Annotated in this window: 19 protein-coding genes; 1 reads left to right on the top strand and 18 read right to left on the bottom strand. The window is 45.2% G+C overall.

The features are described 5' to 3' along the window. Window positions 1-8: 8 nt before the first annotated feature. Window positions 9-806, bottom strand: a complete 798-nt coding sequence (locus FRZ54_RS15910) for a carboxypeptidase-like regulatory domain-containing protein (protein WP_147032570.1) — start codon at window positions 804-806, stop codon at window positions 9-11. A gap of 163 nt (window positions 807-969) precedes the next feature. Between FRZ54_RS15910 and FRZ54_RS15905 the strand changes: the two genes are divergently transcribed. Beyond that, on the top strand, window positions 970-2,961 hold the full coding sequence (locus FRZ54_RS15905; protein WP_147032569.1) for a M1 family metallopeptidase: 1,992 nt from the start codon (window positions 970-972) through the stop codon (window positions 2,959-2,961). 4 nt (window positions 2,962-2,965) lie between these two features. Here FRZ54_RS15905 and FRZ54_RS15900 read toward each other — a convergent pair whose 3' ends face one another. The 17 genes from FRZ54_RS15900 to FRZ54_RS15820 form a co-directional block, all read right to left on the bottom strand. Further along, window positions 2,966-3,532, bottom strand: a complete 567-nt coding sequence (locus FRZ54_RS15900) for a DUF4337 domain-containing protein (RefSeq protein WP_147032568.1) — start codon at window positions 3,530-3,532, stop codon at window positions 2,966-2,968. Window positions 3,533-3,579: 47 nt separating this feature from the next. Next, entirely contained in the window at window positions 3,580-4,149 is a 570-nt protein-coding gene (locus FRZ54_RS15895; RefSeq protein WP_147032567.1) for a Maf family nucleotide pyrophosphatase, read from the bottom strand. A 34-nt stretch (window positions 4,150-4,183) separates the two neighbouring features. Next, window positions 4,184-4,705 carry a KdsC family phosphatase gene (locus tag FRZ54_RS15890; protein ID WP_147032566.1) on the bottom strand — a complete coding sequence of 174 codons (522 nt, stop codon included), beginning with the start codon at window positions 4,703-4,705 and terminating at the stop codon, window positions 4,184-4,186. A gap of 116 nt (window positions 4,706-4,821) precedes the next feature. Then, window positions 4,822-5,064 carry a Fe-S cluster assembly protein IscX gene (gene iscX / locus FRZ54_RS15885; RefSeq protein ID WP_147032565.1) on the bottom strand — a complete coding sequence of 81 codons (243 nt, stop codon included), beginning with the start codon at window positions 5,062-5,064 and terminating at the stop codon, window positions 4,822-4,824. Between the two features lie 30 nt (window positions 5,065-5,094). After that, complete coding sequence (locus tag FRZ54_RS15880) at window positions 5,095-5,427, bottom strand: 2Fe-2S iron-sulfur cluster-binding protein (RefSeq protein ID WP_147032564.1); 333 nt, start codon at window positions 5,425-5,427, stop codon at window positions 5,095-5,097. Window positions 5,428-5,465: 38 nt separating this feature from the next. Continuing rightward, window positions 5,466-6,230: a Rossmann-like and DUF2520 domain-containing protein gene (locus FRZ54_RS15875; protein WP_147032563.1), complete on the bottom strand. Its 765-nt coding sequence runs from the start codon at window positions 6,228-6,230 to the stop codon at window positions 5,466-5,468. A 62-nt stretch (window positions 6,231-6,292) separates the two neighbouring features. After that, window positions 6,293-8,749 (bottom strand): cytochrome c biogenesis protein CcsA, encoded by a 2,457-nt coding sequence (gene ccsA / locus FRZ54_RS15870; protein WP_147032562.1) that lies wholly within the window; start codon window positions 8,747-8,749, stop codon window positions 6,293-6,295. A 3-nt stretch (window positions 8,750-8,752) separates the two neighbouring features. Beyond that, complete coding sequence (locus FRZ54_RS15865; RefSeq protein WP_147032561.1) at window positions 8,753-9,163, bottom strand: cytochrome c maturation protein CcmE domain-containing protein; 411 nt, start codon at window positions 9,161-9,163, stop codon at window positions 8,753-8,755. A 165-nt stretch (window positions 9,164-9,328) separates the two neighbouring features. Further along, window positions 9,329-9,868, bottom strand: a complete 540-nt coding sequence (locus FRZ54_RS15860) for a hypothetical protein (protein WP_147032560.1) — start codon at window positions 9,866-9,868, stop codon at window positions 9,329-9,331. A gap of 285 nt (window positions 9,869-10,153) precedes the next feature. After that, a complete protein-coding gene (locus tag FRZ54_RS15855) occupies window positions 10,154-11,590 on the bottom strand; it encodes a Glu/Leu/Phe/Val family dehydrogenase (protein ID WP_147032559.1) in 1,437 nt (478 codons plus the stop codon). 156 nt (window positions 11,591-11,746) lie between these two features. Next, window positions 11,747-11,956, bottom strand: a complete 210-nt coding sequence (locus FRZ54_RS15850; protein WP_147032558.1) for a CcmD family protein — start codon at window positions 11,954-11,956, stop codon at window positions 11,747-11,749. Window positions 11,957-12,009: 53 nt separating this feature from the next. Continuing rightward, a complete protein-coding gene (locus FRZ54_RS15845; RefSeq protein ID WP_377026775.1) occupies window positions 12,010-12,687 on the bottom strand; it encodes a cytochrome c biogenesis protein in 678 nt (225 codons plus the stop codon). 141 nt (window positions 12,688-12,828) lie between these two features. Next, window positions 12,829-14,019 (bottom strand): carboxypeptidase-like regulatory domain-containing protein, encoded by a 1,191-nt coding sequence (locus FRZ54_RS15840; protein ID WP_147032557.1) that lies wholly within the window; start codon window positions 14,017-14,019, stop codon window positions 12,829-12,831. A gap of 106 nt (window positions 14,020-14,125) precedes the next feature. Then, a complete protein-coding gene (locus FRZ54_RS15835) occupies window positions 14,126-15,499 on the bottom strand; it encodes a di-heme oxidoreductase family protein (RefSeq protein WP_187359638.1) in 1,374 nt (457 codons plus the stop codon). 8 nt (window positions 15,500-15,507) lie between these two features. After that, window positions 15,508-16,584 (bottom strand): imelysin family protein, encoded by a 1,077-nt coding sequence (locus FRZ54_RS15830; RefSeq protein ID WP_147032555.1) that lies wholly within the window; start codon window positions 16,582-16,584, stop codon window positions 15,508-15,510. Window positions 16,585-16,588: 4 nt separating this feature from the next. Beyond that, window positions 16,589-17,011, bottom strand: a complete 423-nt coding sequence (locus FRZ54_RS15825) for a QcrA and Rieske domain-containing protein (RefSeq protein ID WP_147034512.1) — start codon at window positions 17,009-17,011, stop codon at window positions 16,589-16,591. Between the two features lie 5 nt (window positions 17,012-17,016). Next, window positions 17,017-18,234, bottom strand: a complete 1,218-nt coding sequence (locus FRZ54_RS15820; protein WP_147032554.1) for a porin family protein — start codon at window positions 18,232-18,234, stop codon at window positions 17,017-17,019. Window positions 18,235-18,269 lie beyond the last annotated feature (35 nt).

Raw genomic sequence — 18,269 nt, 5'->3', positions numbered from 1 at the left:
TGACTTGTCTACCAATTGGAAGAGATATAATCTTTTATGTCCGGTGCCAAAACAGAATAGCTTCCCAGTATTCCCCTTACCCTGATCCACACATTTTTAGGGCGCGAACTCCTTGTTTTGACAATCACAACTTCGCCCATGCTTACTGAGTTGCTACTCAAGGCTATTTTGTATGATGGATTATCATTTTCCTTTACTAAAATTTCTTTTGTTTCATACCCAACGAACGATATTGCAAGTTTAGCATTTTCTGCAGGTACGGTTATTTTGAAATCGCCGTTAACATTCGCTTCAGCCATGATAGTGGTACCTGTTAGTTTAACCACGGCGCCGGGTAGCGGCAGTCCATCCTCTTTAGCGGTTACGTTTCCTTTTATCATGATTTTAGATTTATTTTTCATGACAGCATTAATGTCTTTTGAATTGTCGCCGGTCGTAGGTTTTCGATCATTTTTGTAAATATCGGTCTTAGCTTCAGTGCCTTGTTTGACAAGATCACTGACTTTGCAGGCAGAAATTGTTCCCGCCAGAGTTAAACAAACAAGGGCGCGCTTCCACCAGCTTGCGCCAGGTAAATTATCCGCACAAGGTGTATTATTGATATTGGCCAATTGATGTTGTTCAAACCGACCACATATATTACTGACATTGGAAAGTTGCCTGATGACCTCATTGTTGGTCATTCCGCTAAAGTCTACTACGGTTTTACAACAGTTTTCACAATGGCGTCCCTGTTCAACGGCTGTCATTTGCTGCCACGACTGACTGCATGGATTTGGAATTGTGATTTGTTTGATAGATTTCATACGGTCTTTTTATTAACAGATGCAAATCGCTTATCAATTCCATAAAAAAAATATTAAAAAAACGGATTATAACTATAACGTAATTAAACCTTAGCCCCATTATCAAATCAAATACAAAATATAGCTATCCTTTGTATATTGCGACCCTTATTGCGGCACCTTTATGAAATTACGATCTATACTCACCTGCCTTATCATTCTGACAGCATTTTTTGTACAGGCGCAACGGAAAAACCGGCCGGTAACTGCGGATACTATCATATCCAATTACCAGCCCGCCGACCTTTTTGCCCCGATGTTCTATCCCGAACGCGGCAACGATCAGCACGCAGCTAACGGTGAGCCTGGTATTAAATACTGGCAGAACAGGGTGAATTACCAGATAAAGGCCGCCATCGACACAAATACTAAAACGCTTTCCGCTACGGAAACTATTGACTACCTGAACAATAGCCCTGATGCATTACAATATTTATGGCTGCAACTGGATCAGAATACTTACAAAAAAGACGCGCGGTCGAATTATTATACCGATGCTGCGCCCACCCAGCATACCAGTGGCTATGAGATAGAATCGGTTGCTATCGATCGCGGGGATGTGGTAAAAAAAGTTGACTTCATTATTACGGATACTCGCATGCAGGTGCGGCTGCCTAATGCCGTTAAACCAAACGGCGGCGTGATACGACTGCGCATTACGTACCACTACACTATACCGGGCGTATTCGGCAATCGCACCGACTACAACGACACTAAAAACGGCAAGATATACGAGATTGCACAATGGTTCCCGCGAATGTGTGTGTATGACGATAATGAGGGCTGGGATACATTGCCTTTCCTGGGAAGTGGGGAGTTTTATTGCGAGTACGGCGATATCGATTACGAGGTGACGGTTCCATGGGATATGATCGTGGCCGGTTCTGGCGAGTTATTAAACCCAAAAGAGGTATTGACCCAAAAACAAATAGATCGCCTTGCGGCAGCCCGCAATAGCGATAAAACCATTATGATACGTGATGTTAAAGAGGTGAACGACCCTGCATCACGACCTGTACGCAAAGGCATGCTAACCTGGCATTTCAAGATGAATAACACGCGCGATGTGGCCTTTGGCGCATCAAAGGCTTATGTGTGGGATGCGGCACGGGTTAATTTGTCCGGCGGAAAAAAATCGCTTGCCATGTCTGTTTACCCGGTGGAAAGTGTTGGCGACAGCGCCTGGAACAGGGCTACAGAATATTTAAAAAAATCGATAGAGTATTTTTCTGAAAAATGGTTCGTATACCCTTACCCTGTAGCTATTAATGAGGCCGGTGTCGCCGGTGGTATGGAATACCCCGGTATTGTGTTTGATGGTATCACAGACAAGGGGAAAGACCTTTTTTGGGTAACAGCGCACGAGATAGGCCATAATTGGTTCCCGATGATAGTTGGGTCGAACGAGCGTCGCTACGCATGGATGGATGAGGGTTTTAATACATTTATTGATGTTTATGCATCTGACGTAATCAATAATGGTGAATTTGCCCCTAAACGCGACAGCGAATACGCCCCGGGCGGTGGTAATCCTGCTGATGAGATTATTCCAACCATACTCGATCCTGATGCGCCCACTATCATGACCGCTGCCGATGCTGTGCCGGAAAAATACCGTCACCCCATTACCTATTACAAAACCGCGTTTGGGCTGGTGTTGCTGCGCGAGCAGATACTGGGACCAGACAGGTTTGATTATGCCTTCAGGAACTACATCAACAAATGGGCGTTTAAACATCCTCAACCTGATGATTTTTTCCGGTCGATGGATAATGGCGCCGGCGAAGACCTTTCCTGGTTCTGGAAAGGCTGGTTCTACAATAATCTTAAGCTGGATCTGGAACTGCTAAGCGCCGGATATGTAAACAACGACCCGAAGCAGGGCCTTAGTGTTACTGTTGCCAACCTTGAGCAAATGGCCATGCCATTTACCGTTGAAGTAAAATTAAAGGACGGTACAAAGCAGCGTGTAAAGATACCGGTTGAGGCGTGGCTGCAAAATAACATGGTGACCTTTATGGTTCCTACAACAGGCGAGGTTAAAAGCGTAATTGTGGACCCGGATGCTACGCTGCCCGACATAAACAGGGGTAACAACGGCTTTATATTCAAATAACCTGTTATAAATTCTTTAACAAGCCAAATAGATCAGGATATAACCCTATTACGAATTGCAGTATACCAAGAGCAAACAGGACGAGGCTGACATACCATAACGGCTTTTTCTTTGACAGTAGCGACATTGCCGAAATGGATATCGCTATCTGGAAAAAGGTAACGGCCCGAGCAAGCAGCATGTCTTTGTTCAGGTGCTCTTCCGACTCTGCTTCCAACTTCCGGGCCTCTTCCTGTATCTTTTCCTGGTCCTTCTTTAACTTTTCTTTCCTTGCTGCTGCCGCTGCTTCGGAGGCATCAGATTTATTGGTTTCTTTTAATTGCAATACCGCGTCGGCCACTTCGGCTTTGATACCTTTTGCATTGTAGTACGACCATTGATCGGAAGCCTTTACCTGTGTGATCAATGCCTCGTTGGATTGGTGCCCCGCCATCAGGCTGCTTACAGCTGCAAAAGCGGCCATAAACGCGGTTGAAATAGCCACCCGCATCGACCATCTATCATGGCCCTGGTGCGCAGCTTCGTGAATATGTTCGTGTAAATGTTCGGTTGGGACTTCTGGCTCTTCCATTGTGTCATAAGGGGTTATGACGTAAATTTAGAAAAATTATATTTCTGTTAACCCAGCCTTTTCAGCTGCTGATATAATTTTTCTGTAGGCAAGCCAACAACATTGGTATACGAACCGTTTATACGTTCAATGCCTATAAGCCCTATCCATTCCTGTATACCGTAGGCCCCGGCCTTATCAAGCGGCTGATACTTATTAACGTAGAAATTGATCTCCTCATCCGTCAGTTTACGAAAGAAAACTTCAGACACATCATGAAATAAATTGTATTTATGCCTGTATAACAGGCAAACACCGGTGACAACCTTGTGGACTTTTCCTGAGAGCGTCCGCAGCATTTCGGCGGCCTGTTCAACGGTTTCCGGTTTGCCCAATATCTGCCCGCCTACGTTAACTATGGTATCGGCGGTAAGAACAACCTCATCTTCTACCGACTCATCAAACGCTTTTGCTTTCTTTTCGGCAATATAAACCGCTGTCTCTTCAGGAGTCAGGTTTTCAGGGTACGATTCATCGACATCTTTCAGTACAATGCGAAAATCGATATCCATAAGGCGCAAAAGCTCCTGGCGGCGCGGAGACTTGGATGCGAGAATAATTTTGGGAACAGTATTCAAATCGTTATTCGTAAATCTAAAATCGTAAATCAAATCACCAGCTATACGCCTGTTCGCTCATCCACTTGCCCTGCACCTTCAGCACCTTCTCGATAACATCGCGTACAGCGCCCCTGCCACCGGGCAGCGGCGATATATACTGGCTTATGGCTTTTATTTCTTCGGCGGCATCCGCAGGGCAAACGGCAAGGCCCGCCAATTTCATTACTTCCAGGTCGGGTATATCATCACCCATAAATAGTACACTGGCCGGCAACACATGCTTCTCTTCCAGGTACAGCCTGAAATTGTCTGATTTGGTATGCGCACCTACATAAACATCCTTTACACCAAGACTGTTTAAACGGTGAATAGATATCTTGGACCGGCTTCCTGATATGGCGCAGACATTATAGCCCGTTTTTACCGCAAGCTGTATCGCATATCCGTCTTTAATGTTAAACTGCCTGAATTGTTCACCACTGTCTGTAACATAAACAGAACCATCGGTCAGCACCCCGTCCACATCAAAAATGAAGGTTGAAATATCTTTTAATTTATTTAGAAACGATTCCACTGATTATATTACGATTACACTGATTGGTTTAGATGATTACACCGATTTTGCTTGTAATCTGGTATTGGTCATCGTAAAACTTACAACTTCCCAACCTTACAACATTTCAACTAAAACTATTGATTGTCCCGCCACTCGTATACCCAAGCCGACTGTATCTGCTCCAGGTGGCCTTCATTCGATTGCTCGCGGGTGCCGGCAAAGTTAGGCAGACTTAGTACCCATTCCAAAAGATCGGTGAAACGAATGCGGTATATCTTCGATTCGTCGAAATCGTCGCCGAACTTTTCATAAAGCTCCATGGCAATATCCTCGTAATCGTTCCAGTGTATGGGCAGGGCAAATTTATTGTCGTTCATTTTTGTCGTACGTTATACGTAAAATTCTTTTTAATGACCCAGGAAATTCGACTGATCGGGCAAAGTAACCTCAATATCCCCATCGATCACCACACACTGGCAACCAAGCCTCGAATTAATACGGGGATTGACAGCACGGTCTATAAAATCCTCTTCTTTATCCGATATTTCCTGGATGTTATCCATCCCCTTGTTCACGTAAATATGGCAGGTGCTGCAACCGCATACCCCACCGCAATTATGCTGAAGTTCGATGCCGTTCTCGAGGCAAACGTCCAGCACAGATTCACCTTCGGCAATGGGTAACTCAACCGGTTCGTGTCCCTTCTCCTCAAAGCTGATCTTAACTTTATAGATGTTCATTGGGGCAAAAGTAACAAAATTACCTGTGCAGGGTTACGCTATTTATCCATTTTGATAATCAACTGACTTAACAGCGCATATACCTGCTGCAAATCAGCACTATTACCCAATAATTTCATATGCCCGGCCATCGTTTTTTCATCGTTGCGCACTGCTGGACCCGTCTGTACGTTTTGGGGCAAATGGTCCATCATTTTTTCTGCCGTTTCAAGTATCAGCGGTCGCAGCATATTGAAATCAAGGCCATGCTTGTCAAGAATGGAGCCGGCAGCATAATACAGGTAATTGGGGAAATTACAGGCAAATACCGCCGCCAGGTGCAATATTTTCCGTTTTTCCGAATCAACCCGGTAAACATTTTGGGAAATAGATAGCGCCAACTCCTCCAATAACCGGGTAGTTTGTTCATCGGTGCCTTCAATACAAAGCGGAACCGTATTGAAATTTACTTCTTTGGTTTTGCTAAAAGTTTGCAATGGATAAAATACTCCAGCTTTTGTTGTGAATTGCGACAACTCGTCCAATGAAGTAGCTCCGGATGTATGCGCGATCAGTTTGCCGTATTTACCAAGTTCTTTGGCCAGCCCACCTATTGCGTCATCCTTTACTGATATAATGAACAGATCAGTATCTGGGTTAATTTCTGCCAGTTCGTTAATTGCTTCGGCTCTGATATGATAAGCAAGTATTGAGGCGTTTTGTATATCCCTGCTATACACCTGGACGATATGGTGCCCGGCATTTTTAAAAGCCGCCCCAAGATGTGTGGCCACATTGCCCGAACCGATGATGGTGATGCGCATATTTAAGTAGTTGTCTGTGGGGATACAGACAGCGGATGTAATTTTGTAAATATAAGCCGAATTTAATCCGTCTTCAACTCCTTGTTTCTCCTGAATATAGACATCAGGAAACCGATGACCATAATGATGGTACCCGACCAGAAGAAATTGATATACGGAAACTCTATAGCCCGCATTACAATAAATTTCTTTTTGCCTTCAGGTTGCTGGTAAACCGTTATCTCGGCCTGTTTGGTAGCAGGCGTAATTTTAGTGAGGGCAAGTTTTAAGCCTAAATCGTCTATCTTTTTTGGAAAACCGAATACCCCGTTGCTTTTCATCACATACAGCGGCCGTGCTGTGTAAGTTTTGCCGCGAGATACCACTTCCAGGTCGGCGCCAATGGCTGCCTCGTTCTTTCCAAGCTGCAAATTGGCCACTTTATTATCCAGGCCCAATCCTTTGAACACGATATAGCCGTCGCGATAGTGTATGGTATCGCCTACCCTTACCTGGTGCGGCATGGGCGGGTCATAATTTTTGTCATCGTCTTCACCATGCTTTTCGTCACCCTGCGAGTTTTCTTCGGGAGTAAGGGCGTTAAACATGGTGATGTGTGTATACAGATCGTGGAAAAAATAATGCTTGGTGTCAGGCGATGCGGCAAAGCCACCCATTTGCTTGTTTACCTGCGCTTTGGGCTTTAGCATAAATTCTTCCTTAACGTTGCCCGCAGCATCAAGGCGCTGGTATAATATTTTGAAGAAGTGGTCGGGGGCCGATACGGAATCGCCCACGTAACTTACCCGGTATGGCCCCATCTTTACGGGTTCATTACGGTAAACTATAATATTTTCTTTAGGATTGCTTTCTTTGGCAAAATCAGGGCTGAATTGCTCCCCTGTTGTGTTCTCAGATATTACCTTGCTCGTTCCGGCAGCTATCAGCGCGCCAACCATCAGCAAACCAAAACCGATATGCGCGACAGCCGACCCGGCCAGTTTGAATTTGCCTTTGAAAGCATCCACCAGTACTTTCCCGTTTACAAAAACAGAATAGACGGAGCCGAGCATCAGCAATATGAACACGACTTTCAACCGATATATCCCGGTGAAATAAACCACGATCACCGTTACCAAAACAGCAACGATAAGGTATGTGATGGCTTGCGCCAGGAACTTAGCGCGATCCGTCTTTTTATATTTCAGGAACTGTGTAAAACCGGCAAGTATGGTAACCAGGATCGCAAAAGCCGACTGGAAAACATTGTATAGCGCTACCTGGTTTGAAGGGGGTGCTATTTTGGTGCCGAATATGGCGTTCCAAACAGGTACCGAGGTAACCACAACCAACTGCAAACACGAAAGAGCCAGGAAAACCGAGCCGACGAACATCCAGAATTCGCGCGAGTAAGTATCTTCGTCTTTAGTTGAACGCGGCAGTTCCTTCCATCTTATTACCGGCAGGTAAACTGCCAGGAAAAGAAAAACGAGAATACCAGTAACCAGGTGCCAGAACATGCCAAGATCGGTAAAGGCATGTACAGAAGTATCGCCCAGTATTCCGCTGCGGGCAAGGAACGATGAATACCAAACCAGCACAAAACTAATAAGCACCAGGAAGGTAGCCATGATGTAGGAGTGCCCTGTATTTTTGTATACGATCATCACGTGCAGCGCGCCTACCAAAGTGAGCCATGGAAAAACTGAAGCGTTCTCAATAGGGTCCCAAGCCCAGAACCCACCAAAGTTCAATGATTCGTACGCCCAAAACGATCCCATGATAATACCTGTACCCAGTACCATACCCGCAAACAGCGCATAAGGGATAGCCTGGGTAATCCATTCTTTATATTTTCGCTGCCAAAGCCCTGCTATTGCATAAGCAAACGGCACAACCATAGACGCCAGACCAAGAAAAAGCGTTGGCGGGTGAATCACCATCCAGTAATTCTGGAGGGAAGGGTTCATCCCCTGCCCGTCCTTAATAAAGGAAAGATAATCGGGGCTTTGGAAGATAGGCGCCTCCATGGCATTCCGCAACAGTAAAAACGGTGAACTGCCTATGCGCTGCCCGAAAATGTCAATCCCCAATATCATGGTAGCAAGTATGACCTGCGAAAGTGCAATAACGGTCATTACCGGGCGCTCCCACGATCTTGCTTTCCATATCAGGATATTACCCAATACCGCCTGCCAAAACGTCCAGAGCAGGAAGCCGCCTTCCTGGCCGTTCCAGAAACCGGATACCAAATAGTAAACAGGCAACGAGCGCGACGTATAGTTCCAGGCGTAGTGATATTCGAAATAGTGATTATACAGAATGTAGAAAAGACAAGTACCTACACCGATAATGGATACCGAGTTGATAAAAAAAGCGACGCGGGCAAGTTTGTGCCACGATTTATCATTACCTGTTTTATCCGTAGTGGCGTAGTAGTAGCTTATTAACGACAACAGGGCCGCCCCAAAAGAAAGTACAACGAAAATCTGACCTAAATGCCCCGGGAAAAGGTGTTCACCTTTATAATCTATTGCCATTAATTATATGTCGGCCTTTTTTGCTGAGACCTCTGTAGTTTCTAATTTATCCTGGGTGTACTTGGACGGGCACTTCATCAATATTTTGGATGCATGAAACTCGTCGTTCACCATCCGGCCGGTAAGTACAATTTGCTGCGAGCGTTCAAAGTCCTCGGGCTTGGTACCTGTAAATACAACCTTGCACTCATCTCCCTTATCATCCTTTACATAAAAGGAAAAATAGTTAGCATCTTTAGTAGCGTCATAATACAGCTCTTTTTGCTTGTCCAGGTGTCCTATTACGTGTAATTCGCTATTCGTTTGTTTTGCTTCGCGGAAAGAAGCATAAGTGCTTGAACTGGCATAGGTGCTGATAATAACAGCTATCGCCACTGCAATAACAACTATACCAAATATTGAACTTTTCTTCATTAGCGGTTTTCAAAAATGTTTTGGTTCTGCAAAAATACAAAACGTAAAATTAATAACGATTGATACAAATCATTAAAATGACTGTTACAAGTCATTAATCTTATTTAGAATCAATTTAAAGAATTAGCAACAGGAGGCAAAAGGTGATGATTGCGGGAGGAGTACCTATTGATCGACAAGTTCCTTGTATGTAATTATATAGTATCCAAGGCCTCCTTTGTGTGCGGTTAGAATGATATAATCTGACGGGCCCATCAGGTATTCCTGTATGCGCTCAATATCAATATCCTTACTAAAATCGTCGTATTCAATATTAACCCTCGAGCCTTCGGTCTTGGCCGACTTAACAGCCTTGTTTAATATCTGCGCCTTTATCTTTTCTTCCCTGCTGCTGGCGAAACTGCGGTTAATTTTGAACAACACCGCCATAAACAAGCTTCCGAATAATATGATAGAAAAGAGATAATATTTAAACTGGCGCTCGATAATAAAAGATAATATAAGGCCCGAAATTATACCGGTTACCACGACTGTCTGAAAACTGACGAGCGTAGCGGCATATTCCCTTTTGCAATAGAAAAAGCAATAGATACCCAGGCCGTAGAGGATCGCTTTTATGATCCACACCGGCTTGATCTTCTTTAAAACCTTCCTAACATTTCTGCTTGTTCTGTTTGTTCGCCTTGATCTTCTTCGTCGCTCCATGTATAATTAGATGCAAACTATAAATAATTTATCAATTACGCCCACTAAAGCCACAACCGGGGTATAATTGCGGCCTAATCTGAGCTTAGCTGTGAAACTTATAAACAATGATGTTTTATAATTGGTCATTTTATTTTATCCACTGATAAGGAAAGACAGCGTAAGTTACTGATATTAAATTATGTTTAATAAATCAAAAACTCTTTTAAATCATATTTCTAAAAATATATCAACAAAAAAAGGCGGATATAATACCCGCCTCTCCTTTTTCTGTTTTGAATACCATCACGGCCAAACGCCCAGGTTTTTATAGGATACGGCTATTTTATTGATGGCCCCTACAAAAGCTGCGGTGCGCAGCGTATCTATTTTTTCAGTATTACTATAAGTTTCCCTGATCTCGTGATACGATCTGATCATGGTATCTTCCAATCCTGAATTTACCAGTTCAAGTTCAGACGCTCCTTTGATGATCGTAGACCGCTGCATAGGGGTCAATGCCACGCCTGTTATACCTTCAACCATATTTACCAGGTTGGTATTGGCAGTTTCCTCAAAACGACGGTTCATCCGGCCGAACGCAACATGCGAAAGGTTTTTCAACCACTCGAAGTAGGATACCGTAACACCACCGGCGTTGGCATACATATCCGGGATGATCAGGCCCCCTTTGGCGTAGAAAACTGTTTCCGCATCTGGAGACGTCGGCCCGTTGGCACCTTCGGCGATTATTTTTGCCTTGATGTTTTTAACATTGGCGTCAGTTATCTGGTTTTCCAGCGCAGCGGGTACCAGGATATCGCAATCCTGCTCCAGCCCTTCCATCGAGTTCTTGAATTCGATTGCAGCACCTGCATAGCCCAAAATCGAACCGGTACTTTTGCGATGCTGAAATACAGCTTCGACATCCAGTCCATCCGCATTGTAAATAGCGCCTTCAAATTCGCAAAGCCCCACAATGGTAGCTCCAAACTCGGCAAGGAATTTCGCCGAGTGATAACCTACATTACCAAGGCCCTGCACAATAACCCGTTTACCCGATATACCTGTTGTGAGCCCTATCCTCTTCATATCCTCAGCCACGCTCACACATTCGCGGATTGCGATAGCTACGCCACGGCCCGTTGCCTCGCGGCGGCCGGCTATGCCGTGCAGGGCAATGGGTTTGCCGGTTACTGCGCCCATGGCGTCTAACTGGCCGGGGTTCATGGTTGCATAGGTATCAGCTATCCAGCTCATCTCGCGCTCGCCCGACCCATAATCAGGTGCAGGCACATCGATGCTTGGGCCGATAAAGTTTTTCTTGATCAATTCCACGGTATAGCGCCGGGTGATATTCTCCAACTCCTGCACTGTGTAATTCTTAGGATTGATCTTGATACCGCCCTTTGCACCACCGAAAGGAACGTTTACAATAGCGCACTTATAGGTCATCAGGGCCGCAAGCGCCATTACTTCGTCCTCGTTCACCATCTCGCTGTAGCGGATACCGCCCTTGGTTGGCGACTGGTGCTGCGAGTGCTCAACGCGCCATGCGTCTATTACTTCAAAGCCATCACCCTTGCGGATAGGGAAGCGAAAACGGTAGACACTGTTACATGATTTTATCTGATCTAATAGCCCGGCATCGTGTTTAGTAAATTGCGCCGCGTAGTCAAAATTCTTGCATACGTCGCCGAAAAAATGGGTTTCCTCATCGGCGAGCAGAATATTATTTGCCATAATTTAGAATTGAATAATTATAAGATTCTTAAAAAAGTGCACAAATTTGGTACTAAAATTACCAATATTGCAAATTTAAAATTATTAGTGTTTTAGCTACACCATTGAATAATTACCGCAAATCCGTGTTTAAACCAAACAGGCATATTTTTTTGCCTAATTCCCTTTTTCGATTTTTTTCAATCGCCTGTCCATCGAGAACAGGTAAATGGCCAAACCAATGAAAATTATGGCAACCGTTGCGATAACGACGTATATCCTGCCCGACTTGTAAAAATCGTCAGCCATACCCGTTCCGCCTTTTCCCTGTGCAAAAACAACAATGTTTGATAAGGTCAATAAAACAAGGATCAATAATTTTTTCATCAGGTATATTGGTTCAAATTTGGTTCAAAAAACTTATTTGTACAACAACAGAATTATAAGTCTATGTTATTTCTTTTATGCTCTATCAAACGTATACGATAGCGGATAGTTGCGATCCAGACAGAAATGATAGCCCAACCCGCCATTGCCGGGTAAAAGACCATACGCATACGGTTATCAAGATCGTATTTGCCGAAAGCCGGGTTTCCTCCGTTACCGGGGTGTAGGGAATCGGTCAGCCTTGGTAAAATGAATATCAATACGATCATCACCGGGAACGCGAAAATATTGTAAATGGCGGATATTTTGGCCCGTTTTTGCTCCTCATCCATCGAGTTGCGGAGTACCAGGTAAGCGCAATACAACAGGAAGGCTATCGCGGCGCTATTCTGCTTGGGATCGCCACTCCAGAATTCGCCCCAGGTAAACCTGGCCCACATCATGCCGGTTACCAGGCCCAGTGTAAAAAATAACAAGCCTACATTAACACATTCTACCGACGCCAGGTCATACTCTTCTTTACCCGTGTTGAGATACATAATGCTGAAGACGACGGAAATTGTTAATACCGACATCATTGCTATCCACATAGGTACGTGGAAGTACAAATTGCGAATAGTCTCGTGCAGAATGGGTAATACAGGTACTGGAACGAGGAACCCGGCAATAAGTGTATAAAATATCAGCGTTACCGCTAATACTTTCCACCAGGTTTGATAAATGATCTTCATGCTTTATTTGAGGCTGTAAAAGTACGCTTTTAAGGTGAAAGGAGAAAGCGTAAAGCAGAAAGGCCAAAGCAGAAAGCTCAAAATAATCAGTTGGAATATAAAGGCGTTTAGCTTTGGACTTTCGGCTTTCTGCTCAAAAGCTTATTTATCGTCCTCCGGTGAATAGTTAAACGGGAGCAGGTCGGCTATTTTGGATTTTGACCATGTGCCCTCACTTAATGGAACATCTTTAAAAATTACGCCATTCATATCAAACACCGCATAAGGCCCATGCAGAGTTAGGATGCTTGTTTCAAAATTCTCCATGTCCAGGGGCCTGTACAAATCCTTAAAATCCGTCTCTTCGTGCCGGCGAGTGTAGATAACGTAAAGACAATCTGTAAAATGCAGCAGAAATATACCGGGTTGACTTGTTGTGGCGCAGACCTGGTATGGCTGCAAAGGCTGCCTGATCAGGTTTTCATGATAATACCTCGACATATTCTGTTTGGATATCCAGTAATTTAACGAATCGCGGTAAAAGCTTTGCTGAAATTTTTTGATATTGTGTAAAATGACACCCTCATCCGGCCTGTCAGGGTTTAGCTCGCGTGTCAGTTTATACACAATGAAGCCCTCCTGACCCAATGTGTTTTTATAAAGTGAGCGTAAAAAATGACGCGATGACCCATAATAGGTTTCGGCACGCTTTTGTTTCCATGCTTTTTTCTGCGATACGCTGCCCGGAAGTTCCTGGAAAACCACCTGCCCCTGCCATTGGGTAATGTCCTGTATACCTGATGAAGAAAACGTATCGACAAGGAATTTGACACGATAACCCAACGCCTTATTTTCGATCACCAGGAAATCATTTGTCCAGGCTTCTAATTGCAGCTTTTTGCCATGGTAAATCAGGTTCAGCTCGTGGGGATTTTTCACGTCGCACTTTTTGGCATTGTCGTCATCGCCAATGAACTGCTTCCTGAACATTTCATAATTGCGTTTCCAATCCGCCTCGCTGCTGATGACCACACCCCTGAGCTGGGTAACCTTTGGATTTAAAGTAATATCGAGATTTATTGGTTCGTTTCCGACCAAAACGGACTGCGTATATTCCTGGAAACCGATAGAACTTGCCACCAGGGTATACTGCCCCGGTTTTACACCTGCTAATCTGAATGTACCGTCGTCAGCAGTTTCTGTACCGAATGACGAATTACTCAAAAAAACGCTCACCTTACCTATGCCGGTATGCGAAACGTTAGTGGTAATTTTACCTGAGATGGTGGTAGTTTGCGCCCGGCTTATGAATGGGAAAAGCAGTAAGATCAGAATAAGCCTTTTCACGCTCATTTAACAAAAATACTTTACAGGGATTTATAACGCGAAGAAAAGTATTTATTGTGAATAAATAATGAAGAGGGCGCCGCAAATCGACACGGCGCCTGTAATAAATCATTTACAATGAGTACAAAAATTTCAGCACAGCATCCCTGTCGGTTTTGGAAAGGTGTGCGTAATAAACTTTTGACTGTTCCGCTTCGCCGCCGTGCCACATGATCGCTTCGACAATGGTTCGCGCACGGCCGTCATGCAAATAATAGCCTGGATTATTTACTTTTTCATACAAACCAAGGCCCCACAAAGGTGCGGTTCGCCAGCTTTGGCCGTCGGCTTTAAAATCGGGGCGGTTATCGGCCAGCCCGGGCCCCATATTATGCACAAGCAGGTCTGAATACGGATGAATCACCTGGTTCGATATGGCCGGGAAAGCCACATTGACCCTAGTAATTAGTGTTTTCCTGTGGCATGTGCCGCATTTAGCCAGCATGAAAAGCTGCTGGCCACGTTTTACTGTCGCATCAGTCACATTGCGGCGGGCAGGCACAGACAGCGTCTGAGCGTAAAATTTAACCGCGTTAAGTGTGCTGTCGGGTAGTTCCGGGTCGTCCTTCAGACCATCGTCCTGGGCCTGGCCGTAACTATTCTCAACAGGTAGTATTGTGCTTGTAAGCCCCATATCCTGGTTAAAGGCCGTAGCCACTTGTGTAACAATGGAAGCAGTATTCGCTTTCCAGCCGAAACGGCCAAGTTGTATAGACTTTGTGGTGACATCCCATACATAATTCGCCACGCCCTTAATTCCATCGCCATTGGCGTCATTCGGGTCGGCGTAGGCCACTATCACGCTTTCCGGAACTGCTTCCAGTAAACCCAGGCCGATCATCGGCGGTGCAAGCCGGGGCGATAACAAGTAACTGCCGGATATGGGTGTATACAAGTTCGATAACGTGTAAATAGGGGTTCGGAGATTATATTCCTCGCCATCGTCAAAAGAATACGATTGATAGGTGTAGGTCAAATTAACCTTCGCCTCTGGCTGTTTGCCATAGGCGGCTTTGTCCTGCACCTGTAAGCCGTAGCCAGGCACCGCTACAGGGCCACCGTGTTCGTCCGTTCCGGGCAGGCTGATCCGCATCAGCAGCGATGAACGGTTGTCGCCGGCGGTGGGTAAACCTATACCGTCGTTATGATGGCATGATTCGCAGGATGTATTGTTGAACAAGGGCCCAAGGCCACTATGTATCGGAGCCGGTGCAGTAACAAATGTCTGGCTGAAAACCTGGTCGCCCTTCTCATGTACGTACTCGTCATAAGTTGAAAGTGTCGGGAATGCGGCTCCGAAAGCCTTCGAAGTAGCATCAAAAACCGTTGCGACGCCAGCAGAAAGCCGTTCGTCATATTGATCTTCCGGAAATACGGCTGATTTCTGGCACTCGACCAAAAACAGCACCAGCAATGCGAGAAAACCTGTTATTTTAAACTTCTTCACGCGGCAGATCAGTCCTTAATATTAACATTAACAAAATCAGACAGATCCCCTTCAATCGTTTCCTTTAAGGTCCTTATGGCTGCCTGGACGTTCTTTACCTGTGTTTGCTGGCTGTATATAGCCTTTTCATAGGTAGTGGTTATGCCGCTGAATGAGGATATTGCAGCGCTGATCTGCGCCTGTATCCTGCTGTCGAGCGAAGTATTTTTCGAGGCGACCAATTCACTTAAACTGTGGCCCGTTACACCACCATACTGGCATTTATAAGCATTCAAAACACCGGTGATGTTATTCCTGAAATCGTTTACTGAATTATGCGAAAATGACGACTCGTCAAGTGTTGAATCTTGCGCCGCAAAAGGGGTTTGCATTTTTTCATTGGCCACCTCGTTACAAATATCTGCCATCGACCCAACCAGGGCCAGGAAAACATCCTTACGTGTAGTGAACCTTGTGCTGCCTTTACCCGCATTAATCACCTGTGCAGTAAAATTATTGGATTGGGTTGGGTCCCAGCTATTCCGAAGTTCGGTAGTGGTATTATAAAGGCTTTGACCAAGAGAGGCCAGGTAAACTTTATCCCGATCCGTAATGTCCGCTGCTTTTTGTGTACCGCCAACGCCGAATATGATATATTCAATAGCATGAAAGCCCTTTAGAGTCGTGCCTAATTGCTCTATGTCGGCAACGCCGAGCGGGTTGTCGCTGGCAATAAGATTATCAAGATCGGCTTTGTTCAGCGGCCAGTCGTCCATCGTGGGGTCGTAATCAAAATCCTCAACCGGGCCGAACAAGAAGCCTTCGCATTGTTCCCATGCAGCGCGGGTATCTTTCCATGCGGTGCGGATAGCTTCCAGATTAACATCGTTAGGTGCAGTGTTGAAGGCTATAATAGCATTGTTCATGATCAATGCCTTGGCCTGTATGTCCTGGTAATTGGGGTTCACCAGCACGCCGGCAAAGTCGGTCAGGACATTCTGCTCTGTTGAGGCAGTCGCGTTCTGATCATTGGTAGTATTGTCTTTTTTACAACCGGCCATTGCTATGACCGCCAGGAAGAATGCTGCGATAAATATATTTTTCATAGGGTTAACTTAAGTGAATGATAATTTTGTCACCGATTATTTCGGTTGGATATTTCAGCAATGATCTTTCAGCAGGGCCCTTTGTAACCCGCCCCTCTTTATCAAACGTGCTGCCATGAAGGCTGCATTGGTAACCTTTACCGGTTGATGTAAGCTGGTTATCGGCGTGAGTGCATCTCAACAGCAGGGCAGTATAAGTGCCATCCTTTTCTTTTTGCAGGCCAATGCTGTAAAAGAATTTATTCGGCTGGATGACCCGGAAATCGTTTTGGGCAAATAATGACACCGGAACCGCTACCTTGCCCGATTCAACAGCAGATTGGTACACCGATGCCGTGGCGCACGATGACAGCGAAGCAATCGATATACCCGCGCCAAGCGCTACACATACCGTACACGACTGCCTGATGAAATTTCTTCTATCCATAATTGTCAGAATGATAATGCAACACCCAGGTTAACCAGGTTATAATTTTGCTGGTAAGGTTGTGCGACGGGGCTCGGATTAATGACCAGATCGGGGTTTTGCGCGCCGGTGTGGACCAAACGCACGTCGCCTTTGATAGCAACGTTGCGCGTTGGGAGGTATGTAAATCCCGCCACTACATGGTTCTGATTCAGGGTGCCATCTGATACGCCGTTAGAGGGAACAGAGGCATTCACATTAAACTTCTCATCACGAACGAAGACGATCAGTTGCTTGTCATGGTCATTTCTGAAGGTGTGCAACAGGTCATATCCAATTTCGGCGTAAGCGCCATACTCGGTTTTAGGAGTGTTATTGGCGTATGCCTGGTTGATCTTATTCGCATCGGGGATCGAGACTATCGTACCTAAAACCCTTACTTCAAAACCGTTGTGAGCGTAGATTATATCTGCTTCGCCGATGGCCACGGGTGTGCCAAAGGTGCCCGAATTAAGACCGAGACTATCGGCTTTGCGTTTGCTTACGCCAACAGTTCCCCCGTAGTAGCCTGAAACCTGGAATTTGAAATCGCCGGGGCTATACTGCACCGCCGCTGTCACAGCCAGGTTATTTGCGCTTGCGTTGCGCCCCTCAAAGCGACCCTCGCGGATGCCGGAGCCATGTTCGAAACCTTCGGAATTTAACCCGTTGAACAAGCCAAAGCTGTAGTTTAAAGGCAGGTTATTAACACTGCCGTAGAATCCGACACCTAATTCGCGCCAGGTAGAGGGCAGGATAAAGGTCTCCACATAATTGCGTTCGTTGCCGTTGAATGTATTAGGCAAATGGTTCTCGTTCAGGATGCCAATGCGTGGGAGGAACAAACCTGCGGTAATGTATTGATTGGCATTCAGGTTGAATTTGAGGTATGCTTGTTCAATGGCCACTTCGCCGCCGTCTTCGCCCCCTGATACTTTGGCGTCCTCAACTTCCAGTTCGGAAAAGAAGGAAATTTTATCGTTGAATTTATGGCCGGTGAACAATACAAAACGCTCCAGGTTGATCTTCGAGGTTTGCAAAGCCGAATTGCGCTGGTAAAATACGTTTCCATAACCACCTATGGTGGTAGCGCTCTTTGACATATTATTATTCAGGGAATCCTCGGATGTTGTTGCTTTTTGAGCGAACAGGCTGGTTGATACCAGCGAAAAAAATACAAATGCAGTAAAAATTGTGCCTTTCATTATATAAAGTTTGATGCTGCAAAGTAAATTCTTAT

The sequence above is a fragment of the Mucilaginibacter ginsenosidivorans genome (assembly GCF_007971025.1).
Taxonomy (GTDB): Bacteria; Bacteroidota; Bacteroidia; order Sphingobacteriales; family Sphingobacteriaceae; genus Mucilaginibacter; species Mucilaginibacter ginsenosidivorans.
Note: the sequence above shows the minus strand (reverse complement) of the source record. Positions and strands in the feature narration are given on the sequence as shown.

Coding starts and splice junctions, on each gene's coding strand:
- FRZ54_RS15910 (WP_147032570.1), bottom strand. CDS start 806: ATGAAATCTATCAAACAAATCACAATTCCAAATCCATGCAGTCAGTCG.
- FRZ54_RS15905 (WP_147032569.1), top strand. CDS start 970: ATGAAATTACGATCTATACTCACCTGCCTTATCATTCTGACAGCATTT.
- FRZ54_RS15900 (WP_147032568.1), bottom strand. CDS start 3,532: ATGGAAGAGCCAGAAGTCCCAACCGAACATTTACACGAACATATTCAC.
- iscX (WP_147032565.1), bottom strand. CDS start 5,064: ATGAACGACAATAAATTTGCCCTGCCCATACACTGGAACGATTACGAG.
- FRZ54_RS15880 (WP_147032564.1), bottom strand. CDS start 5,427: ATGAACATCTATAAAGTTAAGATCAGCTTTGAGGAGAAGGGACACGAA.
- FRZ54_RS15875 (WP_147032563.1), bottom strand. CDS start 6,230: ATGCGCATCACCATCATCGGTTCGGGCAATGTGGCCACACATCTTGGG.
- ccsA (WP_147032562.1), bottom strand. CDS start 8,749: ATGGCAATAGATTATAAAGGTGAACACCTTTTCCCGGGGCATTTAGGT.
- FRZ54_RS15865 (WP_147032561.1), bottom strand. CDS start 9,163: ATGAAGAAAAGTTCAATATTTGGTATAGTTGTTATTGCAGTGGCGATA.
- FRZ54_RS15860 (WP_147032560.1), bottom strand. CDS start 9,868: ATGGAGCGACGAAGAAGATCAAGGCGAACAAACAGAACAAGCAGAAAT.
- FRZ54_RS15855 (WP_147032559.1), bottom strand. CDS start 11,590: ATGGCAAATAATATTCTGCTCGCCGATGAGGAAACCCATTTTTTCGGC.
- FRZ54_RS15850 (WP_147032558.1), bottom strand. CDS start 11,956: ATGAAAAAATTATTGATCCTTGTTTTATTGACCTTATCAAACATTGTT.
- FRZ54_RS15845 (WP_377026775.1), bottom strand. CDS start 12,687: ATGAAGATCATTTATCAAACCTGGTGGAAAGTATTAGCGGTAACGCTG.
- FRZ54_RS15840 (WP_147032557.1), bottom strand. CDS start 14,019: ATGAGCGTGAAAAGGCTTATTCTGATCTTACTGCTTTTCCCATTCATA.
- FRZ54_RS15830 (WP_147032555.1), bottom strand. CDS start 16,584: ATGAAAAATATATTTATCGCAGCATTCTTCCTGGCGGTCATAGCAATG.
- FRZ54_RS15825 (WP_147034512.1), bottom strand. CDS start 17,011: ATGGATAGAAGAAATTTCATCAGGCAGTCGTGTACGGTATGTGTAGCG.
- FRZ54_RS15820 (WP_147032554.1), bottom strand. CDS start 18,234: ATGAAAGGCACAATTTTTACTGCATTTGTATTTTTTTCGCTGGTATCA.